This window comes from Ectothiorhodospira shaposhnikovii (genome assembly GCF_016584105.1).
Classification (GTDB): domain Bacteria; phylum Pseudomonadota; class Gammaproteobacteria; order Ectothiorhodospirales; family Ectothiorhodospiraceae; genus Ectothiorhodospira; species Ectothiorhodospira shaposhnikovii.
In genome coordinates, this window is record NZ_NRSM01000034.1 from 1 (window position 1) to 23,884 (window position 23,884).

The 23,884-nt window shown below is 62.6% G+C and carries 17 protein-coding genes; 12 read left to right on the plus strand and 5 right to left on the minus strand.

Going from position 1 to position 23,884, the window contains the following annotated elements; translation table 11 throughout:
* The first annotated feature begins 710 nt into the window (after positions 1 to 710).
* The 11 genes from fepB (at position 711) to CKO35_RS15135 (ending at position 15,484) form a co-directional block, all read left to right on the plus strand.
* Positions 711 to 1,700 carry a Fe2+-enterobactin ABC transporter substrate-binding protein gene (fepB, locus tag CKO35_RS15085; RefSeq protein ID WP_200176945.1) on the plus strand — a complete coding sequence of 330 codons (990 nt, stop codon included), beginning with the start codon at positions 711 to 713 and terminating at the stop codon, positions 1,698 to 1,700.
* 124 nt (positions 1,701 to 1,824) lie between these two features.
* A complete protein-coding gene (locus tag CKO35_RS15090; protein ID WP_200176946.1) occupies positions 1,825 to 2,784 on the plus strand; it encodes a FecCD family ABC transporter permease in 960 nt (319 codons plus the stop codon).
* Entirely contained in the window at positions 2,781 to 3,821 is a 1,041-nt protein-coding gene (locus tag CKO35_RS15095) for a FecCD family ABC transporter permease (RefSeq protein WP_200176947.1), read from the plus strand. The genes CKO35_RS15090 and CKO35_RS15095 overlap by 4 nt, the downstream gene beginning before the upstream one ends.
* Before the next feature lie 203 nt (positions 3,822 to 4,024).
* The gene (locus CKO35_RS15100; protein ID WP_200176948.1) at positions 4,025 to 6,169 is read left to right on the plus strand and encodes a TonB-dependent receptor; all 2,145 of its coding nucleotides are present in this window, start codon (positions 4,025 to 4,027) and stop codon (positions 6,167 to 6,169) included.
* Between the two features lie 119 nt (positions 6,170 to 6,288).
* Entirely contained in the window at positions 6,289 to 7,152 is an 864-nt protein-coding gene (locus CKO35_RS15105; RefSeq protein ID WP_200176949.1) for an ABC transporter ATP-binding protein, read from the plus strand.
* Entirely contained in the window at positions 7,149 to 8,384 is a 1,236-nt protein-coding gene (locus tag CKO35_RS15110; RefSeq protein ID WP_200176950.1) for an MFS transporter, read from the plus strand. Before CKO35_RS15105 ends, CKO35_RS15110 begins: the two co-directional genes overlap by 4 nt.
* A gap of 214 nt (positions 8,385 to 8,598) precedes the next feature.
* Complete coding sequence (locus tag CKO35_RS15115; protein WP_200176951.1) at positions 8,599 to 9,324, plus strand: DUF481 domain-containing protein; 726 nt, start codon at positions 8,599 to 8,601, stop codon at positions 9,322 to 9,324.
* Positions 9,325 to 9,369: 45 nt separating this feature from the next.
* Positions 9,370 to 9,675 carry a (2Fe-2S) ferredoxin domain-containing protein gene (locus tag CKO35_RS15120; RefSeq protein ID WP_200176952.1) on the plus strand — a complete coding sequence of 102 codons (306 nt, stop codon included), beginning with the start codon at positions 9,370 to 9,372 and terminating at the stop codon, positions 9,673 to 9,675.
* Positions 9,676 to 9,960: 285 nt separating this feature from the next.
* A complete protein-coding gene (gene purH / locus CKO35_RS15125) occupies positions 9,961 to 11,538 on the plus strand; it encodes a bifunctional phosphoribosylaminoimidazolecarboxamide formyltransferase/IMP cyclohydrolase (protein ID WP_200176953.1) in 1,578 nt (525 codons plus the stop codon).
* 26 nt (positions 11,539 to 11,564) lie between these two features.
* The gene (gene purD / locus CKO35_RS15130; protein WP_200176954.1) at positions 11,565 to 12,845 is read left to right on the plus strand and encodes a phosphoribosylamine--glycine ligase; all 1,281 of its coding nucleotides are present in this window, start codon (positions 11,565 to 11,567) and stop codon (positions 12,843 to 12,845) included.
* A 167-nt stretch (positions 12,846 to 13,012) separates the two neighbouring features.
* On the plus strand, positions 13,013 to 15,484 hold the full coding sequence (locus tag CKO35_RS15135) for a glycogen/starch/alpha-glucan phosphorylase (protein ID WP_200176955.1): 2,472 nt from the start codon (positions 13,013 to 13,015) through the stop codon (positions 15,482 to 15,484).
* Between the two features lie 189 nt (positions 15,485 to 15,673).
* Here CKO35_RS15135 and rho read toward each other — a convergent pair whose 3' ends face one another.
* Both rho and trxA read right to left on the minus strand, forming a co-directional pair.
* Positions 15,674 to 16,933 (minus strand): transcription termination factor Rho, encoded by a 1,260-nt coding sequence (gene rho / locus CKO35_RS15140; RefSeq protein ID WP_200176956.1) that lies wholly within the window; start codon positions 16,931 to 16,933, stop codon positions 15,674 to 15,676.
* Between the two features lie 232 nt (positions 16,934 to 17,165).
* Positions 17,166 to 17,492, minus strand: coding sequence for a thioredoxin TrxA (gene trxA / locus CKO35_RS15145; RefSeq protein ID WP_200176957.1), 327 nt, complete (start codon positions 17,490 to 17,492; stop codon positions 17,166 to 17,168).
* A gap of 145 nt (positions 17,493 to 17,637) precedes the next feature.
* Here trxA and rhlB point away from each other — a divergent pair, with 145 nt between their 5' ends.
* Positions 17,638 to 19,089 carry an ATP-dependent RNA helicase RhlB gene (gene rhlB / locus CKO35_RS15150; protein ID WP_200176958.1) on the plus strand — a complete coding sequence of 484 codons (1,452 nt, stop codon included), beginning with the start codon at positions 17,638 to 17,640 and terminating at the stop codon, positions 19,087 to 19,089.
* 43 nt (positions 19,090 to 19,132) lie between these two features.
* Here the strand turns inward: rhlB and CKO35_RS15155 are convergent, their stop codons facing one another.
* Genes CKO35_RS15155 through CKO35_RS15165 form a run of 3 tightly spaced genes read right to left on the minus strand, consistent with a single transcriptional unit; the run spans position 19,133 to position 23,707 of the window.
* Positions 19,133 to 20,068, minus strand: coding sequence for a dimethyl sulfoxide reductase anchor subunit family protein (locus CKO35_RS15155; RefSeq protein ID WP_200176959.1), 936 nt, complete (start codon positions 20,066 to 20,068; stop codon positions 19,133 to 19,135).
* 6 nt (positions 20,069 to 20,074) lie between these two features.
* Positions 20,075 to 20,770, minus strand: coding sequence for a 4Fe-4S dicluster domain-containing protein (locus tag CKO35_RS15160; RefSeq protein ID WP_200176960.1), 696 nt, complete (start codon positions 20,768 to 20,770; stop codon positions 20,075 to 20,077).
* 36 nt (positions 20,771 to 20,806) lie between these two features.
* The gene (locus CKO35_RS15165) at positions 20,807 to 23,707 is read right to left on the minus strand and encodes a molybdopterin oxidoreductase family protein (protein WP_200176961.1); all 2,901 of its coding nucleotides are present in this window, start codon (positions 23,705 to 23,707) and stop codon (positions 20,807 to 20,809) included.
* Positions 23,708 to 23,884 lie beyond the last annotated feature (177 nt).

Consider the following 23,884-nt stretch of genomic DNA (forward strand, 5'->3'; position numbering starts at 1 on the left):
AGTACATCGAGATGGAGTACAACAGCGACCGGCTCCACTCGTCCCTGGGGTACATCACCCCTCAGCAACATTTTTTAGCGGTTGCTGCTTAATCCGTGTCCGCTGCGACTTGACCAGAACAATACGACGGCGCGACAGTGGGACAGCGCCATCCTGCCCGTTCTCCAGCGCAGTTTCAGGTGGTTTCGGAGGCGAGTTCTGTGGAGCTGCAGCTTGTGGTGCGTTCATGGTCAGAGTCTCATTCCGGAAGCGTGACGGCCATTCCCGGGTCAGAAGGGCCTATGACCTTACTCTCAAACGATAATGCAAATAAATCCCTTTATCAAAGATCATTTGATTTTTGATTGTTGCAGCCGGTACTCTCGCCCTTCGGGACGCTGACCCGCCACCAACGGATAGAGCGCCTTGAACACGCTTGACTTTGGGGTGGAAGACCAAGGTAACGACGAAAGGCTCGGGCATGGCGGGCGCCAGGCTGATTTCCGGGAGGATTCACCCTCAATCCGGGGCGGTCACTGTTCACCGTTGCATACGGGCGAACTCAATTGGAACAAGGCTGGCAGCCCAGGGTAGCGACAACATTACTAATGATTTACATTCTCATTGAGGCGCTTCCACTTTTGAGATATCGTCAACCGCCCCCTGTAACGGGAACTTTGCAGATGCCGATCTTCAACCGGTAACACGAGGAAATTATGCGACTTGGGAAGATGTTGGCCCTGGCACCGTGGACGATGGCCCTCGCCCTTCTGTTAGGCGCCACGGTGGCACAGGCAACGCAAGAAGCTGCCACCGGCGTCAACTGGCCGCGCAACTTCGTCAATGCCGACGGGAGCCAGACCACCATCCCCGCTTCGCCACGACGCATTCTGTCAACCTCGGTGACCATCACAGGCACTTTGCTTAGTGTCGACGCGCCAGTGATCGCCAGCGCGACGACAAGCAGCGGCCACTTCTTCGCCCAGTGGGACGAGATCGCCAGGGCCCGCAGGGTGGAAAAGCTCTGGCCTGCCGGGAGTGTCGATCTGGAAGCAGCCTATGCCGCAGCCCCCGACCTGATTGTTGTCGCAGCGGCAGGAGGTGATTCCGCCCTCGCTCAAGTGGCCGATCTGCGACAGATCGCGCCGACCATCGTGTTGGACTACGGCGGCCTTACCTGGCAGGAACTTGCCCGCCGAATCGGCGAGGTGACCGGTCTGGAGGCGCAAGTCCACGACAAGCTTGTCGCCTTCGACGCCTATCTCGCCGAATCCAAGGCTCGCATCACTGTTCCGCCGGGTCAGGTCAACATCATTAGCTACAACGGCCCCGGAACACTCAACCCCATTGCCACCAGCGACGGTGTCCATGGCCAGCTACTCACCGCGCTAGGGTTCACCATGGAATCGCCGCCGCAGGAGTGGCACGGTGACGGCCATCCCCTCAATTCTTTCGTGCGCGCCCACTACGAGCGCCTGACCGAACTAACGGCACCAACTACCTTCCTGCTCAGCGCTGGCGACGACCGCGCCAGGGCTTTCATGCGCGATCCCATCCTGGCCAACCTGCCAGCCGTCCGCAGCGGCCAAGTGTATGGTCTCGGCGTCAACTCCTTCCGCATCGACTTCTTCAGCGCCCGCGAGATCGTGGACGGCCTTGTCGCGCGTTTCGCCCGCGACGATGACCAGAGTGATGCCTGGGCGACCGAAGGCGGGATGTAACGCCGTGGCCAAAACGGGGGCAACAATTTCCACCAGCAGTACCGTGCCGAACACAAGTCAGGAGGAAGCCGACCCACGAACCCTTCGGGCAAGGCGCCGCCGCTGGGGATTGACCCTTTGCGCAATGCTGCTGGTTGCCATGGCGACGGCCAGCATCTTTGTCGGTACGCGCCCCATACCACCGCGTGTCACCCTTGAGGCCATTGTCGCCTTCGATCCAACTAATACCGAGCACTTACTGGTACGACATCTGCGGGTTCCGCGGGTCCTGCTGGGCATCGTGGTTGGCTGCGCGCTTGGCGTGGCCGGCGCCATCATGCAGGCCCTGACCCGCAATCCACTGGCCGATCCCGGCATCCTGGGCGTCAATGCCGGGGCTACGCTGGCCATCGTAGCGGCCATCGCCTTCTTCGGCATTGTCGATGTTTCCGGGTATCTCTGGTTCGGTTTGGCTGGCGCCGCTTTGGCTGGCGCCGCCGTCTATTCGCTGGGCGGCATCCGCCAAGGCCTCAATCCAGTAAGGCTGGTACTGGCCGGCTCGGCTCTCAGCGTCGTTCTGCTGGCGCTGACACAAATCATCACGGTCAACAGCGACGAGCAGGTTTTCGACCAGTTCCGGCACTGGGTCGTCGGGTCGTTGCAGGGGCGTGGCTTCAATGTTCTTCTGCCGACCGCTGGACTTGCCGCAGTAGCTCTGGCGGCGTCGATCGCCTTGGCACGGATGCTCGACGCGATGGCACTCGGCCAAGACACCGGTAAAGCTCTGGGCGCCAACCCGCGATTGGTGTGGATCTTCTCCGCGCTCATAGTCATCTTCCTGGCCGGCACCGCCACAGCCGCAGCCGGACCGATCAGCTTCGTGGGTCTGACGGCACCCCATGTGGCACGTTTTGTCGTCGGACCCGACCACCGTTGGCTTTTGCCATTCTCAATGATTTTCTCTGCCCTGATGGTAGTGGGAGCCGACATGCTCGGGCGTCTGGTCGGCCATCCGGGGGAGGTGGCAGTGGGCATCATGGTCGCCCTGATCGGCGGGCCTTTCTTCATCTTCCTGGTACAACGCTGGCGAATAGCGCGGCTATGAGCGTCCCCCTGAACACCCGCCTCTGGCGTTACGGCCGCTGGTCCGTACTCTACTCTCCACGCACGCTTGCCATTAACGCGATACTCGCGTCGCTCATCGTGCTGTCGGCCACCCTGGTGATGACGCTGGGGAAGATGCACATTAGTCCCGCCGATGTCCTTGCCGCCCTGCTGGGCAAGGGTGAAGGTGGCCTGCGCGACCACATCATCCTCAACATCCGCCTGCCACGCGTACTGACAGCGCTGTTTGTCGGAGTGGCGCTGGGGATTTCGGGTGCCGTGTTCCAATCGGTGTCTCGCAACGCCCTGGGCTCTCCTGATGTCATCGGCTTTACAACCGGCGCGGCGACCGGGGCGCTAGCCCAAATCATGTTGTCCGGCCAGGATCCACTGCGCATAGCCATGGCCGCCGTGGTGGGTGGCGTAGTGACCGCAGTGGTGGTCTACACCCTGGCGCGCCAGGGCGGCATGGTAGGCAGTTATCGTCTTATCCTCACCGGCATCGGCGTTGGTGCGGTGCTGGCCGCCCTGAACGGGTTAATGCTGGTGCGCGGCAATCTGGACGATGCGGTAATAGCAAACCTCTGGCTCGCCGGCTCACTGCACGCGCGGACCTGGGCTCATGCCTGGCCAGTGATGATAGGCACCATCCTGCTGCTACCTGTGATTCTGGCCGGAGCATCGGCGCTCAAAATGATCGAGATGGGGGACGACATCGCCAGCCAGCTGGGCATTCGTGTTGAACGGGTGCGACTGGGGATGATCTTCGCAGCCGTGGTTCTTGCGTCCCTCGCCGTCGGCGCGGCCGGCCCCATCGCCTTCATCGCCCTGGCCGCCCCTCAACTGGCCGCCCGGCTGTGCCAAGGCACCGGGCTGCCGATCCTGTCGGCAGGTCTCATGGGCGGCTTTTTGCTACTCGCCGCAGACCTGTTGACCCAGTTGTTGCCCTTGGCCGTCAGCGTGCCGATTGGACGCATGACGGGGATCGTCGGCGGCATCTACCTGATCTGGCTGCTGACTCGCTCCCGACAACTCTGACCCGGGGCAAGAAATTCAAAAGCAGTAATTGAGAATGATTGACATTATCAAAGCGCATTCTTAGCATGGCGTTTGACTCCCGGTCATTACGCGCGCCATGGGAAGCACATGGAGATGTCCCGCCTGCTGCCTCATAGATACGCAACAGATCTCAAGGGCGCGGAGGACAAGCTTGTAAAATTCTGAAATGAAAAGGGTTCTCGATGAAACTGAAACACACCGCGCGGTCACGCCGCACACCCGTTGCCGACACCCGGCGGAGTCCGGCATTGTCCGGCGTGGTCGTCGGCGCATTGGTGCTGACTGGCGCCGCCCAGGCCCAGGCCCAAACGGTTGAAGGGCAGAAAGACGCTGTCCTCCAAGTTAGCGAAACGGCTGACTCAACAGCCAGCGCCTCCTATTCATTGCCAGCGATCACCGTCACCGGAGAGAAGGTTGAACGGTCGCTCCAGGATACGAGTTCGAGTGTCGAGGTCTTCGGCAGTTGGCGCATCGAAACCCTGCCCAACGCCACCACGGTACGCGATGTACTCTCCCTTACACCCAACGTGATCGACACCGGACACGGAAACGACCTGCCGACGGTACGCGGCATTGACGGCTCAGGACCGGCAACCGGGGCTGTCGCCTTCCTCGCCGGTAGCCGTCCGCGCCTGAACCTTTCGGTCGACGGCCGATCCCTCACCCACACCGAACAATCCGTAGTGTCGGTCTCGGTGTGGGATGTGGAAAGTGTCGAGATCTACCGCGGCCCGCAAAGTCTCCTGCAGGGACGGAATTCCATCGCGGGCGCCATCATCGTCGATACCAAGGACCCGACCCCATACTGGGAAAACGCGGTCAGGGTGGGGGTGGGCGAGCAAAAGACCCGCCAGGCCGCTGCCATGCTGTCCGGACCCATCGTGGACGATCAGGTTATGGTCCGTGTGGCCATCGACCACCAGCGGCACGAAAGTTTCGTGAAGCTCCAGAGTTATGACCCTGTTGGCAACCCGCGCGAATTTGAAACCACGACTGCACGCGCCAAACTGCTGATCCGGCCCATTGCATTACCGGATCTGTCCTCCATGCTCACCATCGCCCACTACGACAGCCGGACACCCCAGAGCGAGGCGCAGCCGACCCAGCCGGACCATCCTCGTTTCGACCCAAACCGGCCAGTGATTGAGGTCGCTTCGACCAGCAGCATCTGGGACTTGTCGTGGGAACAGTCCGAAAGTCTCTCCTTCGAGAACAAGTTCATCTATACCTCTTTCACCAATGATCGCCGGACCGCACCAAGCCATCCATCGGCGAACATTGAGGCGAATGAATTTTCCGTCGAGCCGTTGGCGCGTTTCACCGCCGATAACGAGCGACTACGGGGCATGGCGGGGCTGCGCTACTTCCACGGTAGCCAGGACGAACTGGTCAACAACCTGCCGCCAAACCCGCCATCGACCTACACCTTCGACGACAAGACACGGACCAAATCCGGTTTCGTGGAGTTGACCTATGCGCTGATACCCGAGGTCGATGTCACCCTGGCCGGACGCTATGAGCAGGAACACCGGAAACGCTCGGGGGCCAACGCCACCCGTTCCCGAACCATCGACTTCGACGAAACCTACAGCGTGTTCATGCCCAAGCTGGACGTGGCCTGGAAGCCCAGCGCGAGCCAGACCTACGGCGTGAAGGTCGCTCGCGGCTTCAACGCCGGTGGTGCGGGCGTCACCTTCACAACCGGGAATGCGTACACCTATGACGAAGAATACGTCTGGAATTACGAGCTCTACGGCCGCCAGCGGCTGGCTGACGACCGCGTCGAGCTGACCGGAAACCTGTTCTACAGCACCTACGACGGCTACCAGTTGCCCATCACCCTCGGGCCGGGGGACATCGAGATCCGCAACGCCAAAAAAGTCGTCACCTACGGACTCGAAGTGGGTGCCCGATGGAGACCGGTTCCGGAGTTGGAACTGTTCGGCTCGGCTGGCGCGCTACGGACCGAGATCAAAGAAGCCTTCGAGGATCTCAACGCGGATGGAAACGCTCTGTCCCGCTCTCCGAAATTCTCCTCCACCATGGGCGCGACATGGATGCTCGCCGAAAACTTCGATCTCAGTGGCAATGTGACCTACACGGGCGGCTACCACTCGGGCGTAGACAACGATCCGCGCGGCTGGATCAAAGCCCACTGGCTGGCCAACGCTCAATTCGGCTATGACTTCGGACATGGCCGTGCTTCGCTCTACGTCGAGAACCTGTTTGATTCCAACAAGCACCTCCTGATCTTCAACAATGACCAAGCCACGCCGCTCATTCAGAGTCCGCGCGTTATCGGTGCCTCACTGACGTTGTGGTTCTAGTCCGCCCCCCGCTATGACGTTGCCCAGGTTGAAGCCATCAAACGGACTACTACCGCGATGTTCACTCTCTTCGCAACAACCGATGCCACCTTGTCACTGGCGGCCCAGAGGCCGCTGTCATGATCCACCACGAACCACCTGATTTCGCAAAACCCACTCGCCTGCACGCAGAGGGGCTGACTCTTGGCTATGGACAACGCATCATCTGCCGGGACCTGTCGGTGTGCATTCCCGATGGCCGCTTCACCGCCATCGTCGGCCCCAATGGTTGCGGCAAGTCGACCCTGCTACGCAGCCTGTGTCGGCTCTTGCCGCCGCTGGCCGGACGAGTCTGCCTGGACGGCAGGGACATCCACCAATTGCCCACACGTCAACTGGCGCGACAGATGGGGCTGCTGCCGCAGAGTTCCCAAGCGCCATCAGGTATCACCGTCATCGACCTTGTGGGGCGTGGGCGCTATCCGCATCAGGGCCTGTTCCGACAGTGGAGCGACGAGGACGCCGCTGCCGTCAGCCAAGCAATGGCGGCAACCGGCGTGACGGCGCTGGCCGAGCAGGAGGTCGACCAGCTGTCGGGCGGGCAGCGCCAGCGGGTGTGGGTGGCCATGGTGCTGGCACAACAGACGCCACTTCTTCTGCTCGACGAACCGACAACCTTCCTGGACATCGCCCACCAAATCGACCTTCTGGAGTTATTCCGCACCCTCAACCACGACGCCAACCACACTCTTGTTGCCGTCCTCCATGACCTCAACCAGGCCTGTCGGTATGCCGATTACCTAATCGTCATGGCCAACGGAAGCATCGTCGCCCAAGGGGATCCGGTGACCCTGATGACAGTGGAGCTGGTATCTGAGGTTTTCGGGCTGGACAGTGTCATCATTGAAGACCCGGTCAGCCAGACCCCTCTGATGATCCCGCGCGGCCGCTGCCCGCGGCCACATACAACTTCGCAGGCCGGCACCCCACGGACATCAGTGTGAAACGCAGCATGCAAATTAGTGAAGCCACCGGCGACGACAGGGTTGGCGCCGGTGACCCTGGTGCTACACCATTCAGTCTCAAGCCGCTGATGTTCCAGTCTTTCGTCTGCACTATGGCGATGATGACATTCACCGCCTTGGCCGGTCCGATCGGCCGCAGTCTGGGCTTGGCACCGTGGAACATGGGGCTTGCGGTAACGGCGGGCGGCATCGCCTGGATTCTGACCGCCCGGGCGTGGGGCAACGCCAGTGACCGCCATGGCCGGCGCCCGGTACTGCTCAGCGGCCTGGGTGGTTTTGCCATCGCCTACGCCGGCCTGTGCCTGATCACCGCACTGGCGCTGGAAGATAGAATGCCCGCGCTGATGGCACTTGCCGGACTGGTTATCGGACGGACTCTGACTGGAGGTTTTTTTTCCGCCGTGCCGACCGCCGGAGCGGCAATGATTGCCGACCATGTGCCGCCTGACCGGCGCACTGCGGCCATGGGGGCGCTTGGCATGGCGAGCGCATCCGCCATGGTTATCGGCCCGGCCGTGGCTGGTCTGGTCGCCCCCTACGATCTAGTGCTGCCGTTGCTGGTGGCCGCGGCCCTGCCAGTGGTGGCATTTGCCGCATCCTGGAGTTTCCTGCCACGCACCGGGAAACCGATCCGTTCGGTCGCACAACAGCCGCCACCGCTAACCGATCCCCGTCTGCGGCGGCCTGCGGTGGTGGCCTTCGTCAGCATGTTGGCCGTTGCAACCGCCCAGATGGTGATCGGCTTCTACGCCCTCGACCGACTGGGCCTGTCACCGCAGGAAGGCGCCCGGGTAGCCGGTATCGCCCTTGCCTGTGTCGGCGTCGCCCTGATCCTGGGCCAAACGATGGTTCGCGTCCTGCGCTGGCCGCCCGAGTTCTTGATCCGGTTGGGCGCGGCAATTGCCGCCCTCGCCTTCTTCGGCGTCGCCTTTGCAACCACCGCCATTCTGCTTTACCTGTGCTATTTCGTAGCTGCAGCCGGAATGGGGCTACTATGGCCATCCGTTTCGGCATTGGCAGCCAATGCCGTGCAACCGCATGAGCAAGGCGCCGCCGCCGGGACCATCACCACCGCCCAAGGACTGGGAAGCGTCATCGGTCCGTTGCTGGGAACAACGATCTATTCCGTCGCCATCACGGCACCCTACATGCTGATCGCGCTGTTACTGGCGGTCCTGATACCATGGCGCATAGATCGTTCCGCCAACTAAAATGACAACTCGGACCTCGTTCTGGGAAAGGCGTCCGGACAGGACGAGCGGGATCCAATCCTCGGGTCAATGTTTATCAACAACCCTCATCACTTCGGCATGGCTTATGGCACGGCAAGCCTGAAAAACGGTATCGATGCCCCTCCTTCGGTAGCAAGGGTGGGATCTGCTAGAGTATCCGGTTTCGTTACGCCCCCATGTGCCCGGATAGACCATGTCCCGCAAACAACTGCTCTTCCATTGTATCAGCCTGCTGCTGCTCTCCCTGCCGCTCCAGGCTGGAGAATGGGGTAACAGCACCGGCTGGAGCGGACATGCGGAACTGGGAGCCATCCTGACCAGCGGCAATACCGACTCCGACAGTTTCAATGCCCGCACAAGGATTCGTCATGAGCAGGTGCTGTGGCGCCATACCCTGCAACTGGAGGGACACTTGGCCTCGAAGGACGGCACCACCACCAGGGAACGATATCTGGGCACCTTCCAGAGTGACCACAAGGTTTCAATCCGGGATTACGTGTTCGGCGCCCTCAGGGCGGAACGGGACCGCTTCAGCGGTTACGAGTATCAGCGAAGCCTGGCCGCCGGTTATGGTCGCCGCGTGGTGGATTCCGAGCAAACCCGTCTGGACCTGGAGGCCGGGGCCGGTCTGAGACAGGACAAGCTGGAGGCCGGTGGGCAGGAAGATGAAGCCATCCTGCGTCTGGTGGGGGCGCTGGATCACCGCATCAGCGACAACGCCCGCTTCACCGAAGACCTGCTGATCCAGGCAGGCGAAGACAATACGGAAATCGAATCCGTGGCCGCCCTGCGCATGCGCATCAATGCCAAGTTTTCCATGCGCCTGTCCCTGACGGTGAAGCACAACACGGATGTGCCGGAAGACCGCAAGAATACCGACACCACCACGGCGGTGAATCTGGTCTATGACCTGTGGTAGGAACCCCGTTGACTGTCCCCTCCTGACCTGGAAGCCAGAACCAAGATGAGCCATTTCAAGCGACACATCTTTTTTTGCACCAACTGCCGGGAAGACGGCAACTGCTGCGAGCATTTCGATGCCTCCCGCCTGCGTGACCACGCCAAGAAACGGGCCAAGGCCCTGGGCATCCATGGCCAGGGCGGCGTGCGGGTGAACTCCGCCGGCTGCCTGGATCGCTGTAACGAAGGGCCCGTTGCCGTCGTCTACCCGGAGGGTGTCTGGTACACCTTTGTCGATGAAAAGGATATCGATGAAATCGTGGACGAGCACCTGCAGCATGGCCGGGTGGTGGAACGGCTGAGGATCTAGACCGTTCACCGGCATCTCACCGGAAAACCACCGGTCTTTACCGAAGCGCCGCCTGTCGGCACATGTAAAAAAAACCCCCACCCACCTTGACATGTGCAGTGCAGCATACGATATTAGAACCATATCGTTTCGCGGGCACCCCCCGCATTCGGTATACTCCTCCATCCTCCTTTGGTGGTTTTGGCGCGGCCCCCTCAAGCCGCGCTTTTTTTTGCCGGTGGCCTTGGGTTCCCGCGGGCGCGTATAATTCCCAGTCTTTTTGTCATCACCTGACTGGCCGAACCCATGACCCAAGCAATTTCCCGACCCGTGACCCGCGCGCTCATCAGCGTTTCCGACAAGACCGGCCTGCTGCCCTTTGCCCAGGCACTGGCGACGCGGGGCATCGAGATCCTCTCCACCGGCGGCACCGCGAAACTCCTCATGGAAGAAGGCATCCCGGTCAAGGAAGTCTCCGCCCATACCGGTTTTCCCGAAATGATGGACGGCCGGGTCAAGACCCTGCACCCGAAGATCCACGGCGGCATCCTGGGGCGTCGGGGCATGGACGACGAGGCCATGCAGACCCACGACATCCCCCCCATCGACCTGGTGGTGGTGAACCTCTACCCCTTTGAAGCCACCGTGGCCCGCCCCGGTTGCAGCCTGGAAGACGCCATCGAGAACATCGACATCGGCGGCCCGGCCATGGTGCGCGCCTCGGCCAAGAACCATGCCCATGTGGGTATCGTGGTGGACCCGTCCGACTACGACCGGGTGCTGGAAGCACTGGCCGCCGGTGACGGCAGCCTGCCCCATGCCCTGCGCTTTGAGCTGGCGGCCAAGGCCTTTGCCCATACCGCCCGCTATGACGGCGCCATCGCCAACTACCTGACCGGCGTGCAGGACGAGCAGACCCGGGCCCCCTTCCCCGGCACCCTGACCCTGCAGTTTGAAAAAAGCCTGGACCTGCGCTACGGCGAGAACCCCCATCAGTCCGCCGCCTTCTACCGGGAACGTCATCCCCCCGAGGCCGGCGTGGCCACCGCCCGCCAGATCCAGGGCAAGGCCCTGTCCTTCAATAACATCGCCGACACCGACGCCGCCCTGGAATGCGTGAAGCAGTTCGATGCCCCGGCCTGTGTCATCGTCAAGCACGCCAACCCCTGCGGCGTGGCCGTGGCCGCCGACATCCTGACCGCCTATGACCTGGCGTTTGCCACCGACCCCACCTCCGCCTTCGGCGGCATCATCGCCTTCAACCGCCCCCTGGACGGCAAGACCGCCGAAGCCATCGTGGCGCGGCAGTTCGTGGAAGTGATCATCGCCCCCGAGGTCTCCCCGGAGGCCGTCAAGGCCGTTTCCGGCAAGCCCAACGTGCGTCTGCTGGCCTGCGGCCAGTGGGGTGAAGCCGGCGGTGGCTGGGACTTCAAGCGGGTCAACGGCGGCCTGCTGGTTCAGGACCGGGACCTGGGCCAGGTCAGCGAATCCGACCTGAAGCTGGTCTCCAAGCGTGCCCCCACCGACCAGGAGAAGGCGGATCTGCTGTTCGCCTGGCGGGTGGCCAAGTTCGTCAAGTCCAACGCCATCGTCTACGCCCGGGACGGCCGCACCATCGGCGTCGGCGCTGGCCAGATGAGCCGGGTGTACTCCGCCCGCATCGCCGGCATCAAGGCCGCCGACGAGAACCTGCAGGTCTCCGGCTCGGTGATGGCCTCGGACGCCTTTTTCCCGTTCCGCGACGGCATCGACGCCGCCCACGAGGCCGGCATCACCGCCGTGATCCAGCCCGGCGGCTCCATGCGGGACGAGGAAGTGATTCAGGCAGCCAATGAACACGGCATGGCCATGCTGTTCACGGGCATGCGACATTTTCGGCATTGATTCTTGGGGCTAACGAGGTGAACACGATGAAAATTCTCATCATCGGCGGCGGTGGCCGCGAACATGCCCTGGCCTGGAAGGCGGCCCGGTCGCCCCGGGTGGACACGGTCTTCGTGGCCCCCGGCAATGCGGGCACGGCCCGGGAAGCGGGCTGCCGCAACCTGGACATCGGCGCCGAGGACATCCCCGGCCTGCTGGCCTTTGCCCGCAAGGAAAACATCGACCTGACCATCGTCGGCCCCGAGGCCCCCCTGGTGGCCGGGGTCGTGGACGCCTTCAGGGCCGAGGGCCTGGCCATTTTCGGCCCGACGAAGGACGCCGCCCGCCTGGAAGGCTCCAAGGCCTTCTCCAAGGACTTTCTCGCCCGCCACCGGATCCCCACGGCCGCCTACGGCAGCTTCACGGATCTGGACGAGGCGCTGGCCTACCTGCGCGCCCAGGGCGCGCCCATCGTGGTCAAGGCTGATGGACTGGCCGCCGGCAAGGGCGTGATCCTGGCCCGGACCCTGGAGGAAGCGGAGGCCGCGGTGCGCGACATGCTGGCGGGCAACGCCTTCGGCGAGGCCGGTCACCGGGTGGTGATCGAGGAGTTCCTCAGCGGTGAGGAGGCCAGCTTCATCTGCATGGTGGACGGCGAGCATGTGCTGCCCATGGCCACCTCTCAGGACCACAAGGCCCGGGACAACGGCGACCAGGGTCCCAACACCGGCGGCATGGGCGCCTACTCCCCGGCCCCGGTGGTCACCCCCGAGATCCATGAGCGCATCATGAACCAGGTAATCCTGCCCACGGTGCGGGGCATGGCGGCCGAAGGCACCCCCTACACCGGCTTTCTCTACGCCGGGGTGATGATCGATGCCCAGGGCATCCCCAAGGTGCTGGAATTCAATTGCCGCTTCGGTGACCCGGAAACCCAGCCCATCATGATGCGGCTGCGTTCGGACCTGATCGAACTGGTGGAGGCCGCCCTGGCGGGTCGCCTGGACCGGACCCAGGCCGACTGGGATCCCCGTGCAGCCCTGGGCGTGGTGCTGGCGGCCGGCGGCTATCCCGCCGATTACCGCAAGGGGGACGTGATCCGGGGCCTGCCGGACACCGATGCCGAAGACGCCAAGGTGTTCCATGCGGGCACGGCCCTGAAGGACGACCAGGTGGTCACCCAGGGCGGACGGGTACTGTGCGCCGTGGGACTGGGCGAGCGGGTCAGTGATGCCCAGGCCCGGGCCTACGCGCTGACGAAGCAACTGAACTGGGATGACGTCTACTACAGGACCGATATCGGGTACCGGGCCGTGGCCCGGGAGTGATGCCGTAACCTCCACACACCGCCTCCGTCGGCCAGACCCAATCTGGCCAGACGGGGTGCCCGGCGGCGATCGGCCCGTTCGCGATTTTATTTTTCACTCAGAATGGGTTACTAAATAGGGATACCAGACAGATCGATCAAAGCTTCAGCTCAGGAACAGGATCCCCGATGAAAACCCTGGAAATGGTCCACGAATACGACCCCCGCCCCCTGCCCTGCGACAAGGACTCACTCAAGGAGTCCATTCGTGACGCCCTGATCCACATCGTCGGCAAGGACCCTCTCACCGCCACCCATCGGGACTGGCTTCACGCCGTTTCCCTGGCTGCCCGGGAGCGTATCATCGAGCGGCGCATGTATACCAAGCGCCTGTACAACCAGGAACAGGTCAAGCGGGTCTACTACCTGTCCATGGAGTACCTCATCGGCCGCATGCTGGTGAACAGCCTCATGAACCTGGGTTTCTATGAGGCCTGCTGCGAAGCCCTGGAAGAGATGGGCGTGAGTTTGCACGAGATCATCGAGATGGAGTCCGACGCAGCCCTCGGCAACGGCGGCCTGGGTCGGCTGGCTGCCTGCATCCTGGACTCCATGGCCAGCCAGTGCCTGCCCGGCTACGGCTACGGCATCCGTTATGAGTTCGGCATGTTCCACCAGGGCATCGAGAACGGCGAGCAGGTGGAGCATCCGGACAACTGGCTGCGCTACGGCAACCCCTGGGAATTCCCCCGGCCGGAAAAGATCTTCCCCGTACACTTCTACGGCTACGTGGTGGAACACCGGGAACGAGGCCAGCCCCGCTACCACTGGGAGGACGGCGAGGAAGTCATCGCCATGGCCTATGACTACCCGACCCCCGGTTTCGGCAACAAGAACGCGAACAACCTGCGACTCTGGGCCGCCAAGGCCACCCGGGACTTCGATCTGGACTACTTCAACGAAGGCGACTACATCCGCGCCGTGCGTGAAAAGATCGAGTCCGAGACCATCTCCATGGTGCTCTACCCCAATGACGCCACCGCCATCGGCCGGGAACTGCGCCTGAAGCAGGAGTACTTCTTCGTCTCCGCGTCCATCCAGGACATCCTGCACCGGCACGTTGAACTGGGCTATCCCATCGAGTCGCTGCCGGACAAGGTGGCCATTCAGCTCAACGACACCCACCCGGCCATCGCCATCGCTGAACTCATGCGGCTACTGGTGGACAGCCATCAGCTCTCTTGGCAAAAGGCCTGGGAGCTGACCCGGTGCGTATTCTCCTACACCAACCACACCCTGATGCCCGAGGCCCTGGAAACCTGGCCGGTGACGCTCATGGAACGGGTCCTGCCGCGCCACATGCAGATCATCTACGACATCAATTTCCACTTCCTCAACGAAGTCCGCCACAACTTCCCCGGAGACAATGACATCGTCCGGCGACTCTCCATCATCGATGAAGACCATGGCCGCAAGGTCCGCATGGCCCATCTGGCCGTTGTCGGCAGTCACATGGTCAACGGCGTGGCGGCCCTGCATACGGAACTGCTGAAAAAGCACCTGTTCAACGACTTTTACCGTCTGTGGCCGGACCGATTCGTCAACATCACCAACGGCATCACGCCCCGGCTCTGGCTGAACCAGGCCAACCCGGCGCTGGCGGACCTGATCACCCGGCATATCGGTGATGCCTGGACCATGGACCTGGAACAGCTCAGGAAGCTGGAGCCCCTGATGGACAACAGGGGTTTTCGTCACGAGTTCCAGCAGGTGAAGCGGCGCAACAAGGAACGCCTGGCTGAACTGGTGAAGCGGCAACTGGACATCACCATCAGTCCGGATGCCCTGTTCGACATCCAGATCAAGCGGATTCATGAGTACAAGCGTCAGCTCCTCAATGTGCTTCATGTCATCACGTTCTACAACCGGGTACGGGAAGGACGCGCGGCTGATCAGGCACCCAGGGTCACCCTGTTCGCCGGCAAGGCGGCCCCCTCCTATACCCGGGCCAAGCAGATCATCCGTCTGATCAATGACGTGGCCGACGTGGTGAATCATGACCCCATGAACACCAAGCAGCAGGTGGTCTTTCTACCCAATTACGACGTGAGCACCGCTGCCGTGATCATCCCGGCAGCCGATCTTTCGGAACAGATCTCCACTGCGGGCACCGAGGCATCCGGCACCGGCAACATGAAGCTGGCCCTGAACGGCGCCATGACCATCGGCACCCTGGACGGGGCCAATATCGAGATCCGGGAGGCGGTGGGAGAAGACAACATCTTCATCTTCGGCATGAATGCCGAGGATGTGGAGCAGCTCAAGCAGGAAGGCTATCGTCCCCGGGATTTCTACGAGTCCAACGGCGAATTGCGTCGGGCCCTGGACATGATCCGTGACGGATTTTTTTCACCCCGGGAACCGGGACGTTATCGGGATCTGGTCAATAACCTGCTGACCGAGGACCAGTACATGGTGCTGGCAGATTACGCGGACTATGTACGCGCCCATGAAGCCGTGGATGCCCTGTATCGCGATCAGGAGGCCTGGATGCGCAAGGCGATGCTGAACACGGCACGGATGGGGTATTTCTCCATCGACCGCACGGTGATGCAGTATGCCCAGGAGGTCTGGGGTATTTCTCCGGAGGGGTGGGTCTGAGGGAGGTGCTTCACCGGGTTCCCGCCTGTGCGGGAGTGGCGGTGGCTAAGGGAGCGCCGCCCCGTGGATCCCCGCTTGCGCGGGGATGACGTAGGTGGGGGGCTTCACCACCGTCACTCCCGCGAAAGCGGGAGTCCAGAGCAGGCTACCCAGGAAGAACGAAGGCGACAATGGCCGCGCTGCGCAACCTCAGCTACGCTTCATCATGTCGAAGAATTCATTGTTCGTCTTGGTGGACTGCAAACGCCCCAGCAGGAAGTCCATGGCTTCAAGATCATCCATGGGGTGGAGGAACTTGCGCAGAATCCAGAGCTTTTGCAGCTCTTCCGGATCGGTGAGCAACTCCTCGCGACGGGTGCCGGAACGGTTGATGTTGATGGCCGGGTAGACACGCTTCTCGGCAATCCGGCGGTCCAGATGGACTTCCATGTTGCCGGTGCCCTTGAACTCCTCGTAGATCACCTCGTCCATCTTGGAACCGGTATCGATCAGGGCGGTGGCCAGGATGGTCAGGCTGCCTCCTTCCTCGATGTTGCGAGCGGCACCAAAAAACCGCTTGGGACGATGCAGGGCATTGGCGTCCACGCCGCCGGTGAGCACCTTGCCGGAAGACGGCACCACGGTGTTGTAGGCACGGGCCAGACGGGTAATGGAATCCAGCAATATCACCACATCCATCTTGTGCTCCACCAGCCGCTTGGCCTTCTCGATGACCATCTCGGCCACCTGCACATGACGACTGGCCGGCTCATCGAAGGTGGAGGACACCACCTCGCCCTGCACCATGCGCGACATCTCCGTCACTTCCTCGGGCCGCTCGTCAATGAGCAGGACGATGAGATAGCACTCCGGGTGATTGGTGGTGATGCTCTGGGCAATGTTCTGCAGCATCAGGGTCTTGCCGGCCTTGGGCGGGGAAACGATCAGGCCGCGTTGCCCCTTCCCGAAGGGGGCGACGATATCAATGACACGGGCAGTGATGTCTTCGGTGGAGCCGTTGCCCCGCTCCATTCGCATGCGCTGAGAGGCATGCAGCGGGGTGAGATTCTCGAACAGGACCTTGTGCTTGGCGGCCTCCGGCGGTTCGAAATTGATCTTGTCCACCTTCAGCAGGGCAAAGTACCGCTCACCTTCCTTGGGAGGGCGGATCTTGCCGGAGATGGTGTCGCCGGTACGCAGACTGAAACGACGGATCTGGCTGGGGGAGACATAAATATCATCCGGCCCCGCCAGGTAAGAGCTGTCCGCCCCTCGCAGGAAACCAAAACCATCCTGAAGGATCTCAAGCACTCCGTCGCCGAAGATGTCTTCGCCATTCTTGGCATGGGATTTCAGGATAGCGAAGATGATGTCCTGTTTTCGGGCCCGCGCCATCCCTTCCAATTCCATGGACTGCGCGAGTTCTACCAGCTCGGAGGCCGATTTACGCTTGAGTTCAGTGAGGTTCATATAGGGGTTCGAGGGAGGGATTGTCTATGATTGTTTTCAGGCGGACAGGGCTGGCCCACAAGAGATGGCCTGATGGAAAACCTGTTTCGGGTTCGATCGGATCTGGAATCGAGAAGGGATGCCGCCCGAGCGGGCAGCCAGCAAGACATGAACGACTATTGTTACCGTTAAATTAACACGCAATCCTCAAGGCGTCCAGCCCATTGTTCAACAGGCCGGACGCTCCGGCCATTCAGATATTCTGGTCAATGAAGGCGGTGAGCTGGGACTTGGAAAGCGCGCCCACCTTGGTAGCCTCAACATTGCCCGCCTTGAACAGCATCAGCGTCGGAATACCACGAATGCCGAACTTTGGAGGCGTGGCCGGATTTTCGTCAATGTTCAGCTTGGCCACCTTGAGCTTGCCGCTATACTCGGCAGCGATTTCATCAAGGATCGGGGCAATCATCTTGCAGGGGCCGCACCATTCAGCCCAGTAGTCCACCAGCACCGGCTGATCGGACTTCAGGACATCGTCCTCAAAACTGGCGTCCGTGACATAGGTGATGTTTTCGCTCACTACAATTGACCTCCGGTTAGAATGTCGTCGTCGAACCGCCGGACGCCAAAGTCCGGGGCGGTACGACGCGCCGCTAGATTGAATCCCATTCGGATCGGCATTTCAAGTCTACTTCAATGATATCGCGAGGAAAGGCCCCATCTCCATGACGGACCAACATCTTTCCGAGACCAGTTTCTCAAAACTCGATCTTCCCGAGCCGGTACGCCAGGGCCTGGAAGATGCCGGGTTCTCCCATTGCACCCCGATTCAGGCCCTCGCCCTGCCCCACGCCCTGGCGGGCAAGGACGTGGCCGGCCAGGCTCAGACCGGCACCGGCAAGACCGCGGCCTTCCTGATCACCGTCCTGACCCACCTGATCCGGCATCCCGCCCCGGCGGACCGGCGCACGAATCAGGTCCGTGCCCTGATCCTGGCCCCCACCCGGGAGCTGGCCATCCAGATCCACAAGGATGCCATGGTACTGGGCGCCCACACGGGACTCACCCTGGGCCTGGCCTACGGCGGCACGGATTACGAAAAGCAACGCAAGCAGCTGACCGACGGCGTGGACATCCTCATCGGCACCCCCGGGCGCATCATCGACTACTTCAAGCAGAAGGTCTTCGATCTCAGGCGCTCCCAGGTCCTGGTCCTGGACGAGGCCGACCGCATGTTCGATCTGGGCTTCATCAAGGACGTGCGTTTCCTGCTGCGCCGCATGACCCCGGCCACCGAACGCCAGTCCATGCTGTTTTCCGCCACCCTGTCCTGGAGGGTGATGGAGCTGGCCTACGAGCACATGAACAACCCGGTGAAGGTGCAGACCCGGGATGAACAGGTCACCGCCGAACGGGTACGCCAGGTGGTGTACTACCCCAGCAACGAAGAGAAAATTCCGTTGTTGCTGGGGATCATGAAGCACTCCACACCTGACCGCTCCATGGTGTTCGTCAACACCAAGCACATGGCGGAAAAGGTCACGGCCTGGCTGCAGGGCAACGGCATCCGCACTGCCCTGTTGTCCGGAGACGTCCCCCAGCGCAAGCGGGAGCGACTCCTGGCCCAGTTCGAAACCAGTGAGTTTCAGGTCCTGGTGGCCACCGATGTGGCGGCTCGCGGGCTGCATATCCCCGATGTATCCCACGTCTTCAACTTCGACCTGCCCCAGTCCGGGGAAGACTATGTCCATCGCATCGGTCGTACCGGCCGGGCCGGGGCGGAAGGTGACGCCGTCAGTTTTGCCTGTGAGGACTCGGCCTTCTACCTGCCGGAGATCGAATCCTATATCGGCTTCAAGATCGTCTCCGAGGCGGTGGATCCCGACCTGCTGCTCAAGGACCTGCAGCCGCCGGCGAAGATCGAGCGCAAGCGCGGCGGTCCGGGCGACCGGGGCAAGGACGGCGGTCGCGGCGAGCGCCGCCCCCGTTCCGATGCCGGCAAATCCAGGAGTGGCGGACGCCGCAAACCCGGACCGAAAACCGAAGGCGATACACCGGCATCTTCCACGAGGACCGAGGACGCACCCGCGCCAACCACCCCGGCGGCGGAAACCCCTCGCAAGCCCAGCCGCCGCAGGCGGCGCAAGCCGGCCGGGGAAGGCACACCGGAGCGTTGAGTGGTTGAGGGAGGCTCGTTGCCGAGTCTCCCTCAAGCTTGCCTCAAGTCCGCTGCCCGTGATACAACATCACCCCATGGCGGGCCTCGGCGAAGAACAGCCACCGCTCCAACCCGATCCCGGCCAGGGCCGATACCAGCGCCAGGGCCAGCCAAAGGGATGACCCACCCGCCAGCACCATCCCCATCAGCAACAACGGCAGCAGGAAACCGAAGCCGAATACCCCCAGTCGCACCCGGAAAATACGTCGCGCCCCCGGATCAAAACCGAATTCGCGGGTCAGGAACGTGCCCGCCGTATGCCCCTGGTCCAGCAACCGGACCCGCGCCTGGGTAAACCCGGTGGCGGTATTGAGGCTGGGACCGGTCACCTCCCGAATCCACAGGTAATACAGCCCCTTCATCACCCCGGCCAGCAGCACCAGCCCCAGGGCCAGCAGCACCAGCCCCTCGCTGCGCCCGCCGAAACCGGCATGGACCGCCGCCAGGGCCGTTGCCCCCAGGGCCAGCCCCAGCAGCAGGTAATTCGCCGGTGTCAGGGCGGTATTCCACTGACGGATGGTCTTGAGGCTGGCGTAGATCATGCCGGTGGTAAACACGGTGAGCAGGGCCAGGAACAGGGCCATGCCGCCGACCACCACCATCAGGGGACCGACCTCCACGCCGGCCCGCGGGATCTGCCACAGATAGATCAGGGCAAAAGGATAGAAGCTCAGGGCGCAGACCGCCTCCCGCGACAGCCAGGAGGTGCGCACCCGCATCACCGCGCGCCAGGCGTTCTTCGGGTTGTGCAGATGCAACGTGGACGAGAACAGACCGAAGGTGATCAGGGCCAGCGCCAGCCCCAGCTGGGTCATCAGCTCGGTCGGCCCGGGGGCGGGATACAGACCGGTGAGGTGCAGCAGCGTCACCAGACTGAACAGGCCGTACCCGGCCCCGGAGAGAACGGTGAAGAGGATCACTGAAAGTGCGGGATGCATGGGGGTTCACCTGGCAATGGCCTTGTTGACCCAGTCCTTCACGCTGGACATGAGACTGCCGCGCCGGACATCCGCAGTGGGCACGGCCGGGGCGCTGCGGGGCGGCAGATACGTATTGGTGGGCTCGTAGCCCAGTTCCGGCATCAGCTTGCGCCCGCCCCGCTCCCGGGACAGACGACTCACGGCGGAGTCCGGGTCATCGAAGTCACCGAAGTGCCGGGCATGGGCCGGACAGGTAATGACGCAGGCGGGCTGACGGTCCTCCGGCGCCAGGGCGTCATCGTAGATGCGGTCGATGCACAGGGTGCACTTCTTCATCACCCCGTCCCGGGGATCCAGTTCCCGGGCACCGTAGGGACAGGCCCAGGCGCAGAGGCTGCAACCCATGCATTTGTCCTGATCCACCAGCACGATGCCGTCTTCCCCGCGCTTGTAGGAGGCCCCGGTGGGGCAGACGGTGACGCAGGCGGCATCGTCGCAGTGCATGCAGGACAGGGGCATGTTGACGGTCTTGGTATGGGGGTAGTCGCCCACTTCGTAGTGACGAACCCGGTTGAACCATACGCCGCTGGGGGCGGCCCCGTAGGGGGACTCATCGGTCAACGGCCCCGTGGTGCCGGAGGTGTTCCACTGCTTGCAGGCCACGGCGCAGGCATGACAGCCCACGCAGGTGTCCAGGTCAATCACCAGGCCGAGTCGCATGTATCGGGTACTCCTGAACAAAATCGCACAACACAATCACGCCCTTCCCTTCCCACGGGTCAGCACATCCCACAGACTGCGCCGCAGGTTCACCCGCCGATGGGTCTGGTATCGCACCTGATCCGGTGAATCGGGCATCCCCGGCAGCGGTCTGACCGGCTCGAACTGGGGCCAGGCACCGACCTCTCCCGGCTTGGCCGGAGTGATCCTGACCCGCAGGTCATACCAGGCGGCCTGCCCGGTGATCGGGTCCGAGTTGGTCACGTTGTCCAGCCCGTCCCCCCGTTGCGGGAGCAGTTCCGAGATCAGGTGATTGAGCAGGAAACCCTTGCGGGATTCGTCCGCATCCCTCGCCAGTCCCCAGGCCCCGGACTGCTTGCCCAGGGCGTTCCAGGTCCAGACCGTATCCGGCTCCACCCCCTCCATCAACTTCACCTGCACCCGGATGCGCCCATGGTGGGATTCCACCCACACCCAGGACTGGTCCGCGATGCCCATGGACGTCGCCCTGCCCCGGTTCATATAGAGAAAATTCTGGGCACAGATCTGGCGCAGCCAGGCATTCTGGGAGTCCCAGGAGTGGTACATGAACATGGGACGCTGGGTGATGGCATGGAAGGGATAGGCCTCCAGGTCCACCCGGCCCTGCTCCAGCGGGGCATACCAGATGGGCAGCGGATCGAAATGGTTCACCAGACGGGCCTTGTGCTCCGGCCGCTTCGGCATGGGGCCGTCATACAACCCCTGCCCCGCCAGCTTGAAACGCTGCTGGGTCTCGGAATAGAGCTCCAGGACGATGGGGTCGGTGGATCCCACCCAGCCCGCGTGGCGGGCCAGTTCGAGATAATCCCGGTTACAGAATCGGTAGTATTTCTGACTGTCTTCCAGGTGATGGACAAAGAAGCACTGATGATCCGCGTACTCCTGCCACTGGTTCGGATTGGGGTCGCCCCGCAGGCTGTTCTGCCCCTGGGCACCGCGCCAGCCGGCCAGAAAACCGATGCCCGGTTCTTTCTGGAAATTGACGATGAAGTCCTGGTAGGACGCGTAGCGGCGGGCACCGTCCCCGGTGGTGAAGGCGGGGAAACCCAACCGACCCGCCAGCTCCACCAACACCTCCTGCCAGGGACGCACGTCCCGATCCGGCTCCAGAACGGGCTGGCGGATGGAATCCGCCGCCGCGTGGGGTTCGGAGATGGGCCGATCCAGCATGGAAATGGTGTCGTGGCGCTCCAGATAGGTGGTATCCGGCAGCACCAGATCGGCGAAATTGACGATCTCCGCGTGGAAGGCATCGGAGACCACCAGAAACGGAATCCTGTATTCCCCGTCCTCCCCCTTCTCCCGCAGCATGCCCATCACCTGGGCGGTGTTCATGGTGGAATTCCAGGACATGTTGGCCATGTAGAGCATGAGGGTGTCAATGGGATAGGGATCCCCCTTCACCGCGTTGGTGATGACCATGTGCATGAGGCCGTGATTGGCCAGGGGAGCGTCCCAGGAGTAGGCCTTGTCCAGACGCAGGGGATTGCCTCCGGCGTCGATCACCAGATCCTCGGGGCCAGTGGGAAAACCCAGGGGGGGGCTCTTGAGGGGTGTGTTGGGCGCCATGTCCCGGGCCGGCTTGATGCCCGGGGGGATATGCCTGGGATAGGGCGGTTTGGACAGATGTCCGCCGGGCACGTCGATGGTTCCCAGCAGGATCTGCAGCAGGTGGATGGCCCGGCAGGTCTGGAAGCCGTTGGAATGGGCGGAGATGCCGCGCATCGCATGCATGGACACGGGACGGCCCACGAAACGATCATGGGTACGACCGTAGGCGTCGGTCCATTCGCATTCGATCTCGATGGCCTCCCTGAAGGCCACATGGGCCATCTCCAGGGCCAGTCGCTCGATCTGCTCGGCGGGCACGCCGCAGCGTGGGGCGATGTTTTCCGGGGCGTATGCGTCGTCCAGATAACGCTCCGCCAGCAGGCTCATGACGGTGCGTACCGGACGACCGTCGGGAGCGGTGTAGTCGCCGAACAGGGCCGGCAGAATCTCCGGCAGGGAAGCATCCACCATGTCTCCCAGTTCCAGGTCCCAGGCCAGGGGGTTGCCATCCCGGTCCCGCAGGATCAGGCCGTGGCCCTTCTGGCCCGGGGTGTCCACCACCAGCCAGGGGGCGTTGGTGTAGCGTACCAGGTAGTCCCAGTCGAAACGGTCATGGCGCAGCAGGACGTGAACCATGGACAGGGCCAGCAGGCCATCGGTACCGGGACGGATGGGCACCCACTCATCGGCCACCGCCTGATAGCCGGTACGCACCGGGTTGATGGAGACGAACTTGGCGCCCCGGCGCTTGAGGGTGTCGATACCGGCCTTGATGGGGTTGGAGGCATGGTCTTCGGCCACGCCCCAGAGCATGAAGTATTTGGTGCGTTCCCAGTCCGGGTCGCCGAACTCCCAGAAGGCATGGCCCATGGTATAGAGGCCGGCGGCGGCCATGTTGACGGAGCAGAAACCGCCGTGGGCGGCCCAATTGATGGTGCCGAACTGGGCCGCCCACAGGCCGGTGAGGGCCTGCATCTGATCCCGCCCGGTGAAGAAGGCCAGCTTTTTGGGATCGGTGGCGCGGATACGGGCCAGACGTTCGGTGAGCTGATCGAGGGCTTCGTCCCAGGAGATGGGTTCGAACTCGCCGCTGCCCCGCTCGCTACCCGGCTTGCGGCGCATGGGATATCGCAGGCGGGCGGGAGACTGCTGTTTCATGATGCCCGCATTGCCCTTGGCGCAGAGCACCCCCTTGTTGACCGGGTGGTTGCGGTTGCCCTGGATGAAGCGGACCTGATTATTTTCCACCGTGACCTTGATCCCGCAGCGGCAGGCGCACATGTAGCAGGTGGTGTACCGGGTCTGCTGCCGGTCGTGGTCTTCGAACGCGGGTAATGCGGTCATGCCCGTCACCTGTCTTGAGTGAATCTTTATGGATTCCTTTTAGCAGGAACCCGGACAGTGTGCGGTTTTTGAGGGGATCAACTCAAAGGGAAGTTTTTGATTCGGGCATAAGGGGGAAGGGAAAGCCCTCACCCCCACCCCTCTCCCGCCGGCGGGAGAGGGGCTTTTTCCTTGGTG

Coding starts and splice junctions, on each gene's coding strand:
- fepB (WP_200176945.1), top strand. CDS start 711: ATGTTGGCCCTGGCACCGTGGACGATGGCCCTCGCCCTTCTGTTAGGC.
- CKO35_RS15090 (WP_200176946.1), top strand. CDS start 1,825: ATGCTGCTGGTTGCCATGGCGACGGCCAGCATCTTTGTCGGTACGCGC.
- CKO35_RS15095 (WP_200176947.1), top strand. CDS start 2,781: ATGAGCGTCCCCCTGAACACCCGCCTCTGGCGTTACGGCCGCTGGTCC.
- CKO35_RS15100 (WP_200176948.1), top strand. CDS start 4,025: ATGAAACTGAAACACACCGCGCGGTCACGCCGCACACCCGTTGCCGAC.
- CKO35_RS15105 (WP_200176949.1), top strand. CDS start 6,289: ATGATCCACCACGAACCACCTGATTTCGCAAAACCCACTCGCCTGCAC.
- CKO35_RS15115 (WP_200176951.1), top strand. CDS start 8,599: ATGTCCCGCAAACAACTGCTCTTCCATTGTATCAGCCTGCTGCTGCTC.
- CKO35_RS15120 (WP_200176952.1), top strand. CDS start 9,370: ATGAGCCATTTCAAGCGACACATCTTTTTTTGCACCAACTGCCGGGAA.
- purH (WP_200176953.1), top strand. CDS start 9,961: ATGACCCAAGCAATTTCCCGACCCGTGACCCGCGCGCTCATCAGCGTT.
- purD (WP_200176954.1), top strand. CDS start 11,565: ATGAAAATTCTCATCATCGGCGGCGGTGGCCGCGAACATGCCCTGGCC.
- CKO35_RS15135 (WP_200176955.1), top strand. CDS start 13,013: ATGAAAACCCTGGAAATGGTCCACGAATACGACCCCCGCCCCCTGCCC.
- rho (WP_200176956.1), bottom strand. CDS start 16,933: ATGAACCTCACTGAACTCAAGCGTAAATCGGCCTCCGAGCTGGTAGAA.
- rhlB (WP_200176958.1), top strand. CDS start 17,638: ATGACGGACCAACATCTTTCCGAGACCAGTTTCTCAAAACTCGATCTT.
- CKO35_RS15155 (WP_200176959.1), bottom strand. CDS start 20,068: ATGCATCCCGCACTTTCAGTGATCCTCTTCACCGTTCTCTCCGGGGCC.
- CKO35_RS15160 (WP_200176960.1), bottom strand. CDS start 20,770: ATGCGACTCGGCCTGGTGATTGACCTGGACACCTGCGTGGGCTGTCAT.
- CKO35_RS15165 (WP_200176961.1), bottom strand. CDS start 23,707: ATGACCGCATTACCCGCGTTCGAAGACCACGACCGGCAGCAGACCCGG.